At 42.5% G+C, this 16,149-nt stretch carries 7 protein-coding genes and 1 pseudogene; all 8 read left to right on the forward strand.

The genetic code is table 11. The features are described 5' to 3' along the window. The first annotated feature begins 26 nt into the window (after positions 1-26). Positions 27-9,131: a non-ribosomal peptide synthetase gene (locus PWYN_RS20140; protein ID WP_052088210.1), complete on the forward strand. Its 9,105-nt coding sequence runs from the start codon at positions 27-29 to the stop codon at positions 9,129-9,131. Positions 9,132-9,150: 19 nt separating this feature from the next. Then, complete coding sequence (locus tag PWYN_RS20145) at positions 9,151-10,185, forward strand: hypothetical protein (protein WP_036655565.1); 1,035 nt, start codon at positions 9,151-9,153, stop codon at positions 10,183-10,185. 355 nt (positions 10,186-10,540) lie between these two features. Continuing rightward, positions 10,541-11,589, forward strand: a pseudogene (locus PWYN_RS20150) (NAD(P)-dependent alcohol dehydrogenase). Positions 11,590-11,948: 359 nt separating this feature from the next. After that, positions 11,949-12,629, forward strand: a complete 681-nt coding sequence (locus PWYN_RS28290) for a TetR/AcrR family transcriptional regulator (RefSeq protein WP_052088212.1) — start codon at positions 11,949-11,951, stop codon at positions 12,627-12,629. Positions 12,630-12,689: 60 nt separating this feature from the next. Further along, positions 12,690-13,616 carry an ABC transporter ATP-binding protein gene (locus tag PWYN_RS20160; protein ID WP_036655567.1) on the forward strand — a complete coding sequence of 309 codons (927 nt, stop codon included), beginning with the start codon at positions 12,690-12,692 and terminating at the stop codon, positions 13,614-13,616. Next, positions 13,613-14,362, forward strand: coding sequence for an ABC transporter permease (locus PWYN_RS20165; protein ID WP_036655570.1), 750 nt, complete (start codon positions 13,613-13,615; stop codon positions 14,360-14,362). The genes PWYN_RS20160 and PWYN_RS20165 overlap by 4 nt, the downstream gene beginning before the upstream one ends. A gap of 723 nt (positions 14,363-15,085) precedes the next feature. Continuing rightward, positions 15,086-15,622, forward strand: a complete 537-nt coding sequence (locus PWYN_RS20170) for a hypothetical protein (protein WP_205622778.1) — start codon at positions 15,086-15,088, stop codon at positions 15,620-15,622. A 214-nt stretch (positions 15,623-15,836) separates the two neighbouring features. After that, entirely contained in the window at positions 15,837-16,142 is a 306-nt protein-coding gene (locus tag PWYN_RS30090) for a hypothetical protein (RefSeq protein ID WP_036655572.1), read from the forward strand. Positions 16,143-16,149: the final 7 nt, after the last annotated feature.

The following is a 16,149-nucleotide window of genomic DNA, read 5'->3' on the forward strand; positions in this document are numbered from 1 at the left end:
ATACATTAAGTAAGGAGAATAAGGAAATGAATGAACTTTATAATTTAACAAATGCACAAAGACAGATTTATGTTATGGCTAGTTATGCGGGGGATGATACAACCAGTATTTCTGTTGCATTTGAAATAGAGGAAGTGTTCAATTCAGAAGCGCTTGAGGATGCAGTGAATGAACTGATTCGAAGAAATGATGCGCTACAGATTCGGATTGTAAATGATAACGGGAATATAAAACAACATATGGCTACTTTGCAAAAGTACGAAATAATAATAGAACTTTTCGATTCCCAAGATACATTTGATGAGTGGCTAAAAGAGATTTCGGCCCATGGACTGGATATACACGGGGAATTGTATCAGATCATTGGATACCGTGTGGGGGATAAGTTTGGGGTGTATCTGAAGTTGCATCATATCATATGTGATGGATGGGGAATGTACATTGTATGCAAAGAATTAAGTGAAATTTATAAAGCATGCATCTATGGAAAAACAGTAACTTCTGAGCCCAGTTCTTATCTGGAATACATTGCCCGGGAAGCGTCTTATGACAGCAGTCGTAAATTTGAGCGGGATAAAAATTTCTGGGAGACGGTTTATCACAATAGAACTTCCCTAGTGTCGTTATCCAGTCGTCCGGCAATTTCTAATCTGGCGAGACGGATAGAATACTATATGGATTCGGAAAGTGTCAGTGGAATCCAGAGGTATTGCAAAAAGCAAAATTGCTCCGTATATGAATTGTTTGCCACAGCATTGGGTTGTTATATGGAGAGTTTTACTGAAGAAAAAAGTTTTATGATTGGGACAACTTTTATTGATCGTCCTAATAACAAAGATACGGTGGGAATGTTTGTGAACTCCGTACCGTTGTTGCTACATGTGGACCGCAAAGATTTTGACTATAGCATCAAAATGACAAAGAAGGCAATCTATGATGCATTCAAACATCAGAAATATAATTATACCTGTATGGCAAATGATTTTAGAGCTGTAAATTTATTTGATGTTAAGCTGAACTATCAGATCGCAACAAAGGTAGGAGGAGATTATTATAAGAAGACAAACTGGATTTTCCAGCAAGCGCAGAGTGAAGGTTTAATCATCAATATCATGGATGAAATGGACGGTTCGATCAAAATTGCCTATGATCATTTGGTTTGTCAGTATCGGGAAGAAGAGATCATGCTGTTACATCAGCATATATGCCACATCATTGGGGATGGATTAGAAGGGAAAAATGAAGTTGACTACATGAGTGAGGAAGAAAAAAATCAGATTCTTTTTTCATTTAATAATACTGAACGGGAATATCCGGCCGGAAAGTCTGTAATTGATTTGTTCGAAGAGCAGGTAGAGCGCACTCCGGATCAGACCGCGGCAATCTTTGGAGAGTGTCAATTATCTTACGCGCAAGTAAATGAAAGAATCAATGCGCTGGCGCACAGATTGTTGGAACGGGGTGTAGGACCAGGAGAATTTGTGGCAATCCTGGCAGAGCGCAGCATAGAAATGATGATTGGAATCTACGCAGTTTTGAAAGCGGGTGGAGCTTATATTCCGATTGATCCAACATATCCGGAAGATAGAATCAAGTACATTATAGAAGATTGTCAGACAAAACTGATCTTGACCTATGGAGCGAAGATCCCTACTTCTGTGGCGGTCCTTTCACTGGAGCAAATGGATTTGGGAGGAGATTACAGCAATCCTGTAAGAACTAGCAATACAGAAGATCTTGCATATTGTATATATACGTCCGGAACAACAGGGAAACCAAAAGGCGTTATGCTTACCCATAACAATCTAGTTAATTATATAAATTATGCAATTCATTCTTATCTGAAAAATTCCAAGGTGATACCATTATTCACCAACTATGGATTTGATCTCACCGTAACATCGATATTTGGCGCTTGGCTTAGTGGTTCAGCCTTAGATATTTGTGGATTAGATGACGAAAAGAATATTCGTAAAATATTTGAAGGAACGCAGTATACTTTTGCCAAAATGACACCATCACACCTTCGTATAGCTGCATTAGAAGCTGAAAATAAATACAGTCAGCTGAATTCGCTGGTGATTGGTGGAGAAGAATTGGATGTGATCACCTCAAATGCAATCTTGCATAAATTTGGTGATCAAATATCCATACATAACGAATATGGACCAACAGAAACCACTGTAGGTTGTTGTGATTATATATATGATCCAAAGGATGTGATTTCCTCCACTGTGCTGATTGGAAAACCGATTCATAACACCAGGATCTATATCATGAACGATATGAAGCTTTGTGGAATGGGTGTACCAGGAGAATTGTGTGTGACTGGAGCCGGTGTTGCCAAAGGATATCTGAACAGACCTGAACTGACGGCGCAAAAATTCATACCAAATCCTTATGGACAGGGAAGGATGTATCGTACTGGAGATTTGGCGAGATGGTTGCCAGATGGAAACTTAGAGTATTTGGGACGAATCGATGAGCAGGTGAAAATTCGGGGATTTCGGATCGAACTTGGAGAAGTAGAGAGTGTGATTCGTGAAAATGCAATAATCAGTGATTGTACGATGGTTGCAAAATCGGAAGAAAACGGGGATAAAGTATTATGCGCATATCTGGTATCTGATCAGGTAATCGATAGGACAGAGTTAAAAAGTTATCTAGTGGATAAACTTCCGGCTTATATGGTGCCTTCCCGCATGATACAGATCGATAAGATTCCGATGACCGCCAACGGGAAAGTAGACCGGATGAAACTACCGGAGATCCAAATGGATAGTACCGGAGATTATATTGCGCCAGAGACAGAAAGCGAGCGATTCGTCAGTGAGGTTTTCTGTGAAATCTTAGGAGTACAGCAGGCTGGGAAGAAAGATGAATTCTTCGAATTAGGTGGACATTCCCTGCGGGCGACCAGAATGTTAAACCAAATTGAAGCAAAGACGGGCTGCAGATTTAGCATCAAAGATATTTTTGCAAAACCTACCGTAGAGGGAATTGCGGAACTGATTGATTCAAGGAGCCAGGACGCATATCAAGAGATTCCAATAGCAGTAGAAAAACCCTACTACCCTATGTCGTCAGCACAAAAGAGAGTATATCTCATCTGTCAAATGCATGAAAATGGAGTGGCTTATAATATGCCGTTTGCCCTTCGTCTTACCGGGGATGTCGAGGCGGATGCCATGAAAAAAGCCATGCAGCAGGTAGTCGACCGTCATGAAATACTGCGTACAGAATTTACAATGATAGCAGAAGAACCTGTGCAGCGAGTATGGGATAAGGTAAAGGCTGATTTCACCTATGTGGAAGAAGAAGGCAGCGACGAAAAATTGATTCACGACTTTATAAGTCCCTTTGACTTTACGTCTGCATCCCTGCTTCGCATGAAACTGATCAATCGGGAAGCCTATCATTTATTGTTGGTGGATATGCATCATATCGTTGGAGATGGCATGAGTTTAGGCAACTTCATCCGGGAGTGGACAGGCTATTACAACGGAGTACAACCAGAGAGTGCTGCACGGCAATACAAAGATTATAGTGAATGGATGAGATGCCGTGAACTTTCCAGACAAAAGGAATATTGGGTCAAAGAATTTTCGGATGAGATCCCAGTTTTAAATATGACTCTGGATTATAATCGTCCGCAAAATCGGAGCTACCAAGGTGCCCTGGTGAAAAAGGAACTGACTTCCAGTGTGTATCGTGCCATTGGAAAACTGGCAGAAGAAACAGGGACGACGACATATATGGTCTTGCTTTCAGCAGCCATGGTACTGCTTGGAAAATACAGCAGACAGGAAGAAATTATAATAGGAACACCGATCGGTGGAAGAGTTCATCGGGATACGGAGAATATGCTAGGTATGTTTGTCAACACCCTGGCTATGCGGGGAAAACCCGAGGAGGCAAAATCCTATGGTGAATTCTTAACAGAAATAAAGGAAAGTTGTTTAAGGGCTTATGAAAATCAAGAGTACCCATTTGAAGAACTGTTAGAGGCATTAGAGATTAAACGGGATCTATCACATAACCCATTGTTTGATGTGATGTTAGTATTGCAGAACAATGAGGAAGAAAAACTGGTATTCCGTGATGCAAAAACAGAGATCATCCGGGCAGAGACCAAGGTGGCAAAGTGTGATCTGACTTTTAATATCTACCAGGAAAACAACGCTTATAAGATAGAGTTAGAATACTGTACGGAATTGTTCAAAAAATTCAGTGCCGAGCAGATATTAGAGCACTATGTGGCAGTGCTGCAGCAGGTATCAGGAAATTCCAGTATGAAGATAAGAGACGTAGCCGTAATCACAGAAGCAGAGCATGACAAAATCTTAAAGGATTTTAATGCTACCAGGCTGACGTTCCCGGAAGAAAAGACCATGATTGAGCTATTTGAAGAGCAGGTGGAAAAAACACCTGAACGGGTGGCAGTAGAATACAAGGATTCTCAGCTCACCTACCAGCAATTAAATGGGAAAATAAACCATATGGCAAAGAGATTAAGAGAAAAAGGTATAGTTCCGGGAGATTATGTAGCAATAATGGCAGAGCGCAGCATCGAGATGATCGTGGGGATCTACGGTATTATAAAAGCCGGTGCCGCTTATGTTCCCATTGATTCCACCTATCCAAAAGAACGGGTGGAATATATGTTAAAGGACTGCCAGCCGAAGCTGATGCTGACTTACCATACTACAGCAGATGCCAATGTACCTGAAATGAAAATGGAGGACTGCCTTGCCTGGGAAGCGGAGGATAACCCTGAACAAGTCAATCAGCCAGATGATGTGGCGTATTGTATTTATACCTCTGGAACCACCGGCAATCCGAAGGGGGTCATGGTTGCACATACAGGTATCAGTAATCTGAAGGTGTATTTTGAAGAAATATATGAAGTACAACCTGCAGACCGGGTACTGCAATTTGCAAAATCCATTTTTGACGCTTCAGTATGGGAGATGAACATGGCCTTGTTGAATGGTGCCGCGTTAGTTATCCCTTCTGAGCAGACTATCTATGATGTGGATTCCTTTGCGCAATGGTTTTGTCAGAATGAAATTAGTATTGCAACGTTACCGCCGAATTACTTTTTACAGATTGGCGAAATCAAACCAAGACTTTTAATCACTGCAGGATCAGAAACGAACTGGAAGGTAATTGAAAAAGCCGGATCTTCTAAGTACATTAATGCCTACGGTCCGACAGAAACCACCATATGTGCAACAGACTGGAACTTTAAGAAAGGCAGTACAAAAGAGATTTCCATCGGAAAACCGATTAGCAATACCAAAATTTATATTATGAATGGTATGGAACTTTGCGGTGTTGGAGTGCCGGGAGAATTATGTGTGACAGGGGCAGGCCTGACCAAGGGATATTTAAACAGACCGGAACTTACTGCGGAGAAATTTATCAAGAACCCTTTTGGAAAAGGAACTCTCTATCGTACCGGAGATTTGGCAAGATGGCTGTCTGATGGAAATATAGAGTATCTGGGACGTATTGATGAACAGGTGAAAATTCGGGGATTCCGAATCGAACTTGGAGAGGTAGACAACGCTATTCGAGAAAACACAGGAATCCGTGATTGTTCAGTAATGGCATTTAAGGAGGACAACGGAGAAAAAGTATTATGTGCCTATCTTGTAGCCGACCAGATCATCGACCTAGCTTATTTAAAAAATCATCTGCAAGAAAAACTGCCTGCTTACATGGTTCCAACCCGTATGATGCAAATTGACAAGATACCAATGACCATCAATGGAAAAGTCGATCTGAAAAAATTGCCGAAGATTGATGTGGGGAGCATGGAAGTTTATATAGAACCAGAAACAGACAGTGAGCGGCTTGTCAGCGAGATGTTCTGTGAAATCTTAGGAATAGAATCGGCAGGGAAGAAAGACAACTTCTTTGAACTAGGTGGACATTCCCTGCGGGCGACCAGAATGGTAAACCGGATTGAAGCAAAGACGGGCGGCAGACTTAGCATCAAAGATATTTTCGCAAAACCTACTGTAGAGGGAATTGCGGAACTAATTGATGCAAGGGACCAGGATACATATCAGGAGATTCCAAAGGCAGAAGGAAAATATTATTATCCAATGTCGTCAGCGCAAAAGAGAGTATATCTTATCTGCCAGATAGATGAAACCGGAGTGACCTATAATATGCCATTTGCACTTCGCCTTAGGGGAGACGTCGATGCCCAGGCGATGCGAAATGCCATGCAACAGGTGATCAACCGTCATGAAATCCTGCGCACAGAATTTACGATGATAGATGGAGAACCGGTGCAAAGAATTTGGGAAGAAGTAGCGGCAGATTTTACTTATGTGGAAGAGAATGAGGAGGATAGTGCGCTGATCGATGCGTTTATTCAACCATTTGATTTTGCATCTGCATCTCTGCTTCGTATGAAACTGATCAAACGGAAAATGGATTATGTACTGTTGGCGGATATGCACCATATCGTTGGAGACGGAATGAGCATTGGGAATTTCATTCGGGAGTGGGCAGGGTATTACAATGGAGTGCAGCCGGAAGAAGCAGCGAGACAATATAAAGATTACAGTGAATGGATGAACGGAAGAGATCTATCCGAACAAAAAGGTTACTGGGTCAAAGAGTTTTCGGATGAAATCCCGGTTTTGAACATGCCATTGGATGATAAGCGGCCTCAAACCCAGAGCTATGCAGGAGCTCTGGTGAAAATGAACTTGGATGCTAACTTATATCATGCTGTTGAAAAACTTGCAGAAGAAACAGGAACAACGGAATATATGGTATTCCTTTCTGCAATCATGGTGCTGCTTGGAAAATACAGTAGACAGGAAGACATTGTGATTGGAACGCCCATAAGCGGAAGAACCCATCGCGATACAGAAGATATGTTAGGTATGTTTATCAATACACTGGCTATGCGTGGAAGACCGGAAGAAACTAAGCAGTACGAGAATTTTTTAGGAGAAATCAAAGAGGTCTGTTTGAAGGCTTATGAGCATCAGGAATATCCATTTGAAGAACTGGTAGAAGTATTAAACCTGGAACGCGATATGTCCAGAAATCCATTGTTTGATGTGATGTTTGTGTTGCAGAACAATGAGGAAGAAAAACTATTATTCCACAGTGCTAAAACCGAGATTATCCGGGCAGAGACAAAGGTGTCTAAATGTGACCTGACCTTTAATGTTTATCAGGAGCAGAAATCGTATAAAGTTGAACTGGAATATTGTACAGACCTATTCAAAAAGTCCAGTGCAGAGCGAATGTTAGAGCATTATCATGTGGTGCTGCAGCAGCTGGTAGAAAATCGAAAAATTATGTTGAAGGATGTAGAAGTTATTACAGAAGATGAGCGTGTAAACATCTTAAAGGACTTTAATGATACCAGAGTTGCATTTCCAAGCGACAAGACCATGATCGATTTCTTTGAAGCCGAGGTAGAAAGAGCCCCTGAGAAGATAGCGGTGGTATATAAGGATGCCAAAATCAGCTACTGGGAATTGAATGGCAAGATCAATCATCTGGCAAAAGAGTTGCGGAACAGGGGAGTAGGACCTGGAGACTATGTAGCGATTATGGCAGAACGCAGCATCGAGATGATCATCGGAATTTATGGCATCATCAAAGCTGGAGGCGCCTACGTCCCCATCGACCCAACATATCCAAGGGATCGTGTCGAATATATCTTAGAAGACTGTAATCCAAAGGTATTATTGACCTATCGTGCAACGGCAGAGACGGCAGTGCCAGTAATGAAGTTAGAAGGTTCTATGGCATGGAAGGGAGAGGGGAATCTTCTTCACGTCAATCGTGTAGATGATGTGGCGTATTGTATCTATACCTCTGGAACCACTGGAAAACCAAAGGGTGCCATGATTAAACATATTAGTTTGGTAAACCGTATTTTATGGATGCAATCCATGTACCCGCTTGGTGAGGAGGACGTCATTTTACAAAAAACCACCTTTTCTTTTGATGTTTCTGTATGGGAAATCGTATGGTGGGGATTTTTCGGGGCCAGAGCTGTCATGTTAGAACAGGAGGTAGAAAAGAATCCGGAAGAAATCTGTGATGTGATTGAAAAAGAAAAAGTCACCGTGCTGCATTTTGTCCCATCCATGCTGAATTCGTTCCTTGCCTATATTAAAAATAGAAACGAACGGGTAGGAAGTCTTGGCAGTTTAAGACGGGTTTTTGCTAGTGGAGAAGCTTTGAATAAAGAAACTGTAGATACCTTCAACAAGATATTGTATCAAAAAAATAAAACCTGTTTGTCTAATTTATATGGACCGACTGAAGCTTGCATTGACGTTACTTATTTTGAATGCAGTCCATGCCAAGAAAAAAACCTGATACCGATTGGAAAACCGATCAGTAACATACAGATTTATATCCTGAATGGAATGAAATTATGTGGCATTGGTGTTCCGGGAGAATTGTGCATTGCCGGTATCGGAGTGGCAAAGGGTTATCTGAATAAGGAAGAATTGACCAAAGATAAGTTTGTTGATAACCCGTATGATGAAGGGAAAATGTACCGGACGGGAGATCTGGCTTGTTGGAGGGGAAATGGAGATATCGCTTATTTGGGCAGAATGGATAGTCAGGTAAAAATTCGTGGATTGCGCATTGAATTGGGCGAGATTGAAAATTCCATTCGAAAACTGGATTACATCAGTGACTGTGCCGTGGTGGATAAACTGGATCAGAATGGTGATAAAGTCATCTATGGATATTTCGTATCCGATAAAGAGATTCCGATTCATGATGTGATAAATGAGCTGAAAATGACCTTGCCGGTATACATGGTGCCGTCACGTATGCAGCAAATTGATGCCATTCCAGTGACAAGCAACGGAAAATTAAATCGAAAAATGCTACCCGATATTAAAATGACCAGTAACAAAAGGCATGTAGAAGCAGTGGATGAAAAAGATGCTAAATTATATGAAATATGCAAAACAATATTGAATGTCGAAGAATATGGACAAAGTGATAATTTTATTGCAATGGGGGGGGATTCTCTTAAAGCATTAAAAATTGCATCAATGATGAATGAGGCCGGATACGAGGTATCAACGAAAGAAGTATTGGTGCAGTTGTTACAAAACATATAAAAGGAAAAAGGTGATTGTAATGAGAAGAGAGTTACCTATCAAGATAAAGCATAAAATAAATAATCAGCTATGTAATGCAGGATTTCTATGCGTGATTCTTGCCTATGACAATATGCAGACTTGGTTTTATGAGCATTATGTGCAATTATATTATTCCTTCAACAAAAAAGTTCTTAGTTCGAAGCACAAAGAGATGTTTCTTGATTTTTATGGCGGCTGGACTGAACCAAGAGAGCTGTTTGATATTAATAGTCTGAATCGAAAAGATGTGGAATCATATGACGAACATTCCTTTGAGAGTATTATAGGGACAGGACAATATATATATTGTTATGTGGATGAATATTATATCCAGAACAGCAAGCATAACTCCCATGATATTTTAGTGTATGGCTATGATGATGAAAGAAGAGTTTTTCAGGTAGTGGGATTCAAGGATGGTTTCTTTCAGGGATATGAAGTGGATTATGATATTTTCCTGAAGGCGTTTCGTAGTGGCGTAAAGCTTTCTAAGCTGTTTGATACCTACCATGGCATAAATTACTTTTTGTGTATAGAACCACGCTTTGATGAGTCTACCCAGTATGAATTTAATACCAGAAATTTTATGGAACGGGTCAAAGAATATGTATGTTGCATCAATACCGGGAAATTGAATGCCTGTGATGATCTGAATCACAAAATGTATCAAAAGGAAGATAATGTGTTTGGTATAGAAGTGTACGAGTGCCTGATTAAGGAAATAGAAGGCTGCAGGAAGAAATTATCGTTACTTGACTACAGGGCTTTTCATACCCTTTATGAGCATAATGTATTGATGAAAGAGCGGATAGAGTATTTGAGATTTGATCTTGGGGAGCAAGAATTTACAGAATCATTAAATGAATTAGTGAAATTATCTAATGAAATACGAATGTTGGTCATGAAATATAATTTTAGCCCGGAAGATGAGGTGTTAGAGCGAATCATTGAGAGCACGAAAAAAATGTATAGGATGGAAAAAGAAACATACAACGCCTTTTATGATGCCATGTGCGTGAGTAGTAATGTCTGAACCGATCATCGCTTCGCCTTTCCTTTGGCATTATCAATTTTGAAAATTCATGAAGCTAGGAATTCAACTGACCTCAGTTGAATTCCTTTTTATTTTTGTGAAAAGCCCATAGAGCCTGAATAGCCGAGCTCAGCTTGATTTGGGTAAATTGCGGCAGACATATATTTGTCTAAAGATATTGAGAAATCTCTAACATATCTAGCGATTATTGTTGGCACGCCATATGGTGGAGTTAAAGAACAAGGTGGAGGGTTTTATCAACGGAGACCCGGAATTAACTCCAGCGTTTCCTAGCCAGCTCGTTGATATTATTCCTGAAGGATACGATAAATTCAAAAATACTAGGAGGTTTACTATGATTACTGTTAATGCAAGTGCAACGTTTAGTCCAGAGGGTCTGTTTAAACTGACCACTATAGAACGAAGAGATCTTCAACCGAATGATATCCTGATTGAGATTAAGTACGCTGGGATTTGCCACTCTGACATTCATACAGCTCACGGTGAATGGGGGCCGGTGGACTATCCACTTGTTCCAGGACACGAGATTGCCGGCATTGTCACTCGAATGGGTTCCGCAGTCACAAAGTTTGGCATTGGGGACCGTGTAGGAGTAGGCTGTATGGCCGACTCTTGTAGAGAGTGTGCTAATTGCCATAAGGGAGAAGAGCAGTATTGTCTAAATGGAATGACGGGTACTTATGCTGCTATTGATAGATATGGCCAATATACACAAGGTGGTTATTCCACACACATCGTTGTAACTGAAGATTTTGCGGTTCGAATTCCAGATAGCATTGCGCTGGATGCTGCAGCTCCGTTACTCTGTGCAGGCATAACAACGTACTCACCTCTGCGCCACTGGGGAGCTGCTCCTGGTAAAAAAATAGCTGTTGTTGGGCTTGGCGGACTTGGACACTTGGCGGTCAAACTCGCTCATGCCATGGGGGCAGAGGTTACCGTTCTATCACAGTCATTGAAGAAAAAAGAAGATGGGTTAAAGCTTGGCGCAGACCATTATTATGCCACAAGTGATCCGGAGACATTTAAGCATTGGCTGGTTCGTTCGATCTCATCATTAATACGGTGAGTGCTAAGATCGATATGAGCGCTTATCTCTCTTTACTGGCACTGGATGGTACGCTTGTCAATGTAGGCGCACCTGCGGAGCCGTTGTCCGTTAATGTATTTACGCTGATCGGTCACCGCCGGTCGTTTGCCGGATCCATGATTGGCGGAATTCGTGAAACGCAGGAAATGCTTGATTTCTGTGCTGAACACGGCATCGTTCCTGAAATTGAGGTTATCAGTGCGAATCAGATTGATGAAGCATGGGAACGCGTATTAGCTTCGGATGTCCGGTATCGTTTTGTGATCGACATTAGTACGATTGAGAATGTGTAGGATCTGTTTTTGAAGGAACCCAAATCAGATAGAACAGTTGACGTATAGTACTAAAATGAAAAACACCCTGTGAATTCCATGACTCCGGAATTTCACAGAGTGTTTTGCTGTAAAATTTTTATTATTTAGGAACATGGTAGTGTCTCTTTATTGTAAAGTAAACATAGTTCATTTCTTGTTGGGCTCAGCCTTTAGAAATTTATCATTGTCAGATTAGGACAGGAGAAGATTATGAAAGAAGTAAAGTAAGAGTTTATGGAGAAAGGTTCATTCATTACATTTGTTCCATATTTGTTAATTCTACTTGACTTCTCTTTAAGATCACAATACAATCTAACCAGTTAGTTATAAAAAGCGGGGTGGAGCTAATAGCACCAACAGAGAGTAAGAAAAGTTCGCGAACTTACGACGCTGCCCGAACCAAAGGAATTATCCTTGATGCTGCGGAGGAAGTATTTGCCGAGCTTGGTTATTCAGCAGCAAGAATTGATGGTATTGCAAAGGCGTCAGGGTATAATAAAAGCCTGATCTATCAGTATTTTGGTGACAAATTGGGGCTTTATACAGAAGTCGTTAAACGGGCGGATCAGATTGGCGATCAAATTACAGGCTCTGTCATTACCGAGTTGTTGAAGAACGAACATCTTATAACTGACCCTATAGCATTTCGGCAGTTTATAGAAACAATGACTCGGGAAATGTATGGATTTCTGCTGGAGCATCCTCGCTACTTGAAGATTTTGTTCTGGGAAGCCGCGGAGGAGTGGAAGACATGGAATCAAATCACTTACCGTCCTGACGATATTACCCAATTGCATGAGCTTGCCATAGCAGCCAAGCGGAATGGCATCCTCCGGCAGGATTTCGATCCGGCCATGTTTCCAATTTTGGTTATGAATGTGATCACAGCTACCATTCAATCGTTTTCCCGGTATGAGAATGTGTTGGGCAAACTAGACTCGCCGCAGATGAGAGAGCGGACAATTGAGCAGATTGCAAAATTCGTAATTTATGGTGTCATGGAGCCATCTTCGCTGTAAAGGATGGCTGCTTTTTTTCTCATAATATAAATAACTAGTTAGTTTTATAGGGGGATTAAGATGAATGAGATTATTCGTACAGAAGACCTAACTAAACATTTTGGGAGTAATCAAGCTGTTCATGGACTTTCATTGCATGTTGACAAAGGCGAAATCTACGGATTTCTGGGATTGAACGGTGCGGGCAAGACGACAACGATTCGCATGCTGCTAGGCATGATCCGGCCAGATTCCGGGGCTTCCTATTTATTCGGACAACGTGTGGATGCTGGCAGCCATACACTGTGGGCAAACGTTGGATACATGGTGGAAACACCCTATTCTTATCCTGAACTTACCGTTCTGGAGAACCTGGAGATCATCCGCCGTCTGCGGGGCATACCTGATTGTGGTGCCATCGATTCCGTAATGGATAAACTTCAGCTTACCTCCTACCGGGATCGTAAAGCCGGTAGTTTGTCACTTGGCAACGGACAACGGCTAGGTTTAGCCAAAGCGCTGTTGCACAATCCGAAAGTTCTGATTCTGGATGAGCCTACCAATGGACTTGATCCGGCAGGAATTGTAGAGGTACGGCAACTGCTCCGCGAGTTGGCTCTCAATCACGGCGTAACGATTTTTATCTCGAGCCACATTCTGGGCGAGGTTTCCAAGCTGACGACGCGGATTGGAATAGTTCATCATGGAATATTGCTTCAGGAAACGGACGTTAGGGAATTGCAGCATTTACTCCGGAAACGTCTCCTTGTACAAACCCGGAATCCCGATGCTACCCGGATTAAATTGACTCAGGCAGGTTATGACGTGAAGTTGTCCGAGGATGGACCATTGCTACTCCTTGAAGATCACGCTATTGCGAATCCAGAGTATATCTCCAAACTACTTACGGATGCGCAGATGCTGCCCATCCTGTTAAATGTCCAAGAAGAGGATCTGGAAGGTTACTTTCTTAGAATGATTGAGACCAAGGGAGGAATAAAAGGATGAATCAATTGCTATCGGCCATATGGACGGAAACCTTGAAAATTTCCCGCTCTAAACTATTGTGGATTTCGATGCTCGCCAGCACGCTGCTGCCGGTCATGCTCGGGCTCACCTTTTCTGGCTTAATTGGCTCCCAGAACACTTTTGAGGGGGAAACGGATGCGTCAGGCTTCATGAATCAGCTTGGTACTACTATTTCGATCGGGGGATTGATCGGATTTGGTTTTGTGTATAGTTGGATATTTGGGCGGGAATATTCAGACCGCACGATCAAGGATTTGCTGGCACTTCCGCTTTCCCGTTACGGAGTGGTAGCCGCTAAATTGATTGTTGCTACAGTTTGGTGTATGGTACTGGCCGTGCTTATGTACAGTGTTGGAGGGTTAACCGCAAGGATCGTCCAGTTGGATGGCTGGAGTCTTGAGGTCATGGGCCAAAGCTTTGCAGGGTATGCATTGCTCGCTTTTATGTTTATCTGTTTATGCATACCGGTAGCCTGGATCGCCAGTGTTGGGCGCGGTTATCTTTCCCCTCTGGGATTTGTCGTGCTTACCATGGTGGTTGCTAATCTCGGCGGGAGCATGGGTATCGGTGAATATATTCCATGGGCAGTTCCTGCGATGCTCAGCGGCGCTTCGGGGGAGGTCAATTCACATTTACAGGCTCTGAGTCTCATCCTTCCATTTTTAACCGGTGGGATTGGCATTATAGGCACTCTCACCTGGTGGCGTTATGCCGATCAAACCTAAGGAAGCCAAAATCAAAATTCAATCAAAACTAAAGAAGAGATATATGGAGGAAAATGAAATGGAAAAGGCACCTAAAGGAACAATGTTATCATCGCCATATTAATAATGGGTGCTATGTTGGTGCTCGTGAATCAATCTTCACTAAATACCGCACTTCCGAACATATAACATACCGGTTAGCAACAGAGATATCACGATAATACTCGACTTCAGCCCATCCCTCCTCATCTTATTTATGACTTGAACAAGAATTCATCTTTTAAGGCCGTGACGTAAACTAAACCGGTAGAGTACCGATGCCAATTCGCAACTTAGGTTTTTTTTATGTCTACCAAATGGGGGCTTGATCATGATAGATAAGTACTTTTTTTAATATGTGTTACCATTTGTAAGAGGACATGAACATGTATCTATTGCCACTAAAGTGAGCTTTTATTGATGAATGAATATGAGAACGAAGAGGCATATCTTGATTGTATTAAAGCGATAGTCATAAACGAAGGAATCAACCGTCAGCCTCTCTCACCTAACGGTCAAATGTTGGGTGCTCCTTCGAATGTGCTTAATTAAGTACGTCGCTGGAAGTGGAGTAGGGGGACAACTGGGGAGGGGGCTATCGCCCAAGCCAACGCCAGCGTGCTGACATATACATAAAAAGAAGCACCCATATGAAAATGATGAAAATGCAGAAACGAATGTATATTCAGAAAGAGGATGAAGCATATGGCGAAGATCCCCAATTTTCCCCAAAGGCTTATGGATGAGCATGCCCGATGGCATATGAGCCATATGAATCGGGACGTGCGTCTGGGCGACGGCATTTCGTTCCTTCGGTTTCATCGAAGTTTTTTGAGAAAAGCCCTGCGATGGTATAAGGCCCAGGGGCTCAATCTTCAAAGAGTGACGCCGTGGTCCCAGATCCCATCGGCTGTCAAAGCCATCTCCGGCTGGGACAGCCAGCTGCAGGAAGCCGAGGACCGTATCGTGGAGCGTCTGGGCTCGTTCAAGTCCTCGGATGAACTGGGCCGGTTCCTGCTGACGTCCTCGCTCCACGACTCCATTCATGTCCTCGGCTCGGAGGTTTACGGAGACCCAGACTTCGGAGTCATCCATGAATCCCCTCGAAGCACCCTGTTCTATCGCTGGCATGGCCTGATCGAACGATGGTGGAGGAAGTACCAGCAGTTGAACAAGAGCAAAAAGACAAAGACCAAGAAGACAAAGACCAAGAAGACAAAGACCAAGAAGCCCGCTCGGTGAGCGGGCTTCTTGGTTTGACCGGATACTTACGAATACCGAAAATTCGGAAGTATCCGAATACGATTGCGCGGTAACCGGAGTGTACTGATGAAAGATACGGGACCGGAGCTTACTGCAGCCACTTACTCCTATAACGAGCGGGACCAACTAAAAAGTGCTACGAATGAGATCGGTGAAACGGTCACCTACATCTACGATGGCGACAGACTTTTAGTTGGGTCGCACAAAAGATGGGGAGACGACGCGTTATTACTACGATGGAGACCAGATTATTGCCGAGGCAAAATTAATAGCCGAAACAACTCCATTGATTGCGAGTTATATTTGGGGCAACCAACTGGAAGCTATTCAGTATGCCAATGGCAGCAAGGCATATACGTTGTATAATGGACATGGAGACATAGTTGAGCTGCGGAGTGAAGCAGGTGAGATGCTGAACCGCTACAGCTACGATATGTGGGGAACATCACTTCGAAGGAAGAGCAGGTACTCAATCCGTTTAGGTATTCCGGAGAGCTAGCTGTGGG

The organism is Paenibacillus wynnii (assembly GCF_000757885.1).
GTDB lineage: Bacteria > Bacillota > Bacilli > Paenibacillales > Paenibacillaceae > Paenibacillus_AQ > Paenibacillus_AQ wynnii.

Bases quoted from the DNA above. Each gene is read 5' to 3' on its own strand.
- PWYN_RS20140 (WP_052088210.1), top strand. From the start codon at position 27: ATGAATGAACTTTATAATTTAACAAATGCACAAAGACAGATTTATGTT.
- PWYN_RS20145 (WP_036655565.1), top strand. From the start codon at position 9,151: ATGAGAAGAGAGTTACCTATCAAGATAAAGCATAAAATAAATAATCAG.
- PWYN_RS20160 (WP_036655567.1), top strand. From the start codon at position 12,690: ATGAATGAGATTATTCGTACAGAAGACCTAACTAAACATTTTGGGAGT.
- PWYN_RS20165 (WP_036655570.1), top strand. From the start codon at position 13,613: ATGAATCAATTGCTATCGGCCATATGGACGGAAACCTTGAAAATTTCC.
- PWYN_RS20170 (WP_205622778.1), top strand. From the start codon at position 15,086: ATGGCGAAGATCCCCAATTTTCCCCAAAGGCTTATGGATGAGCATGCC.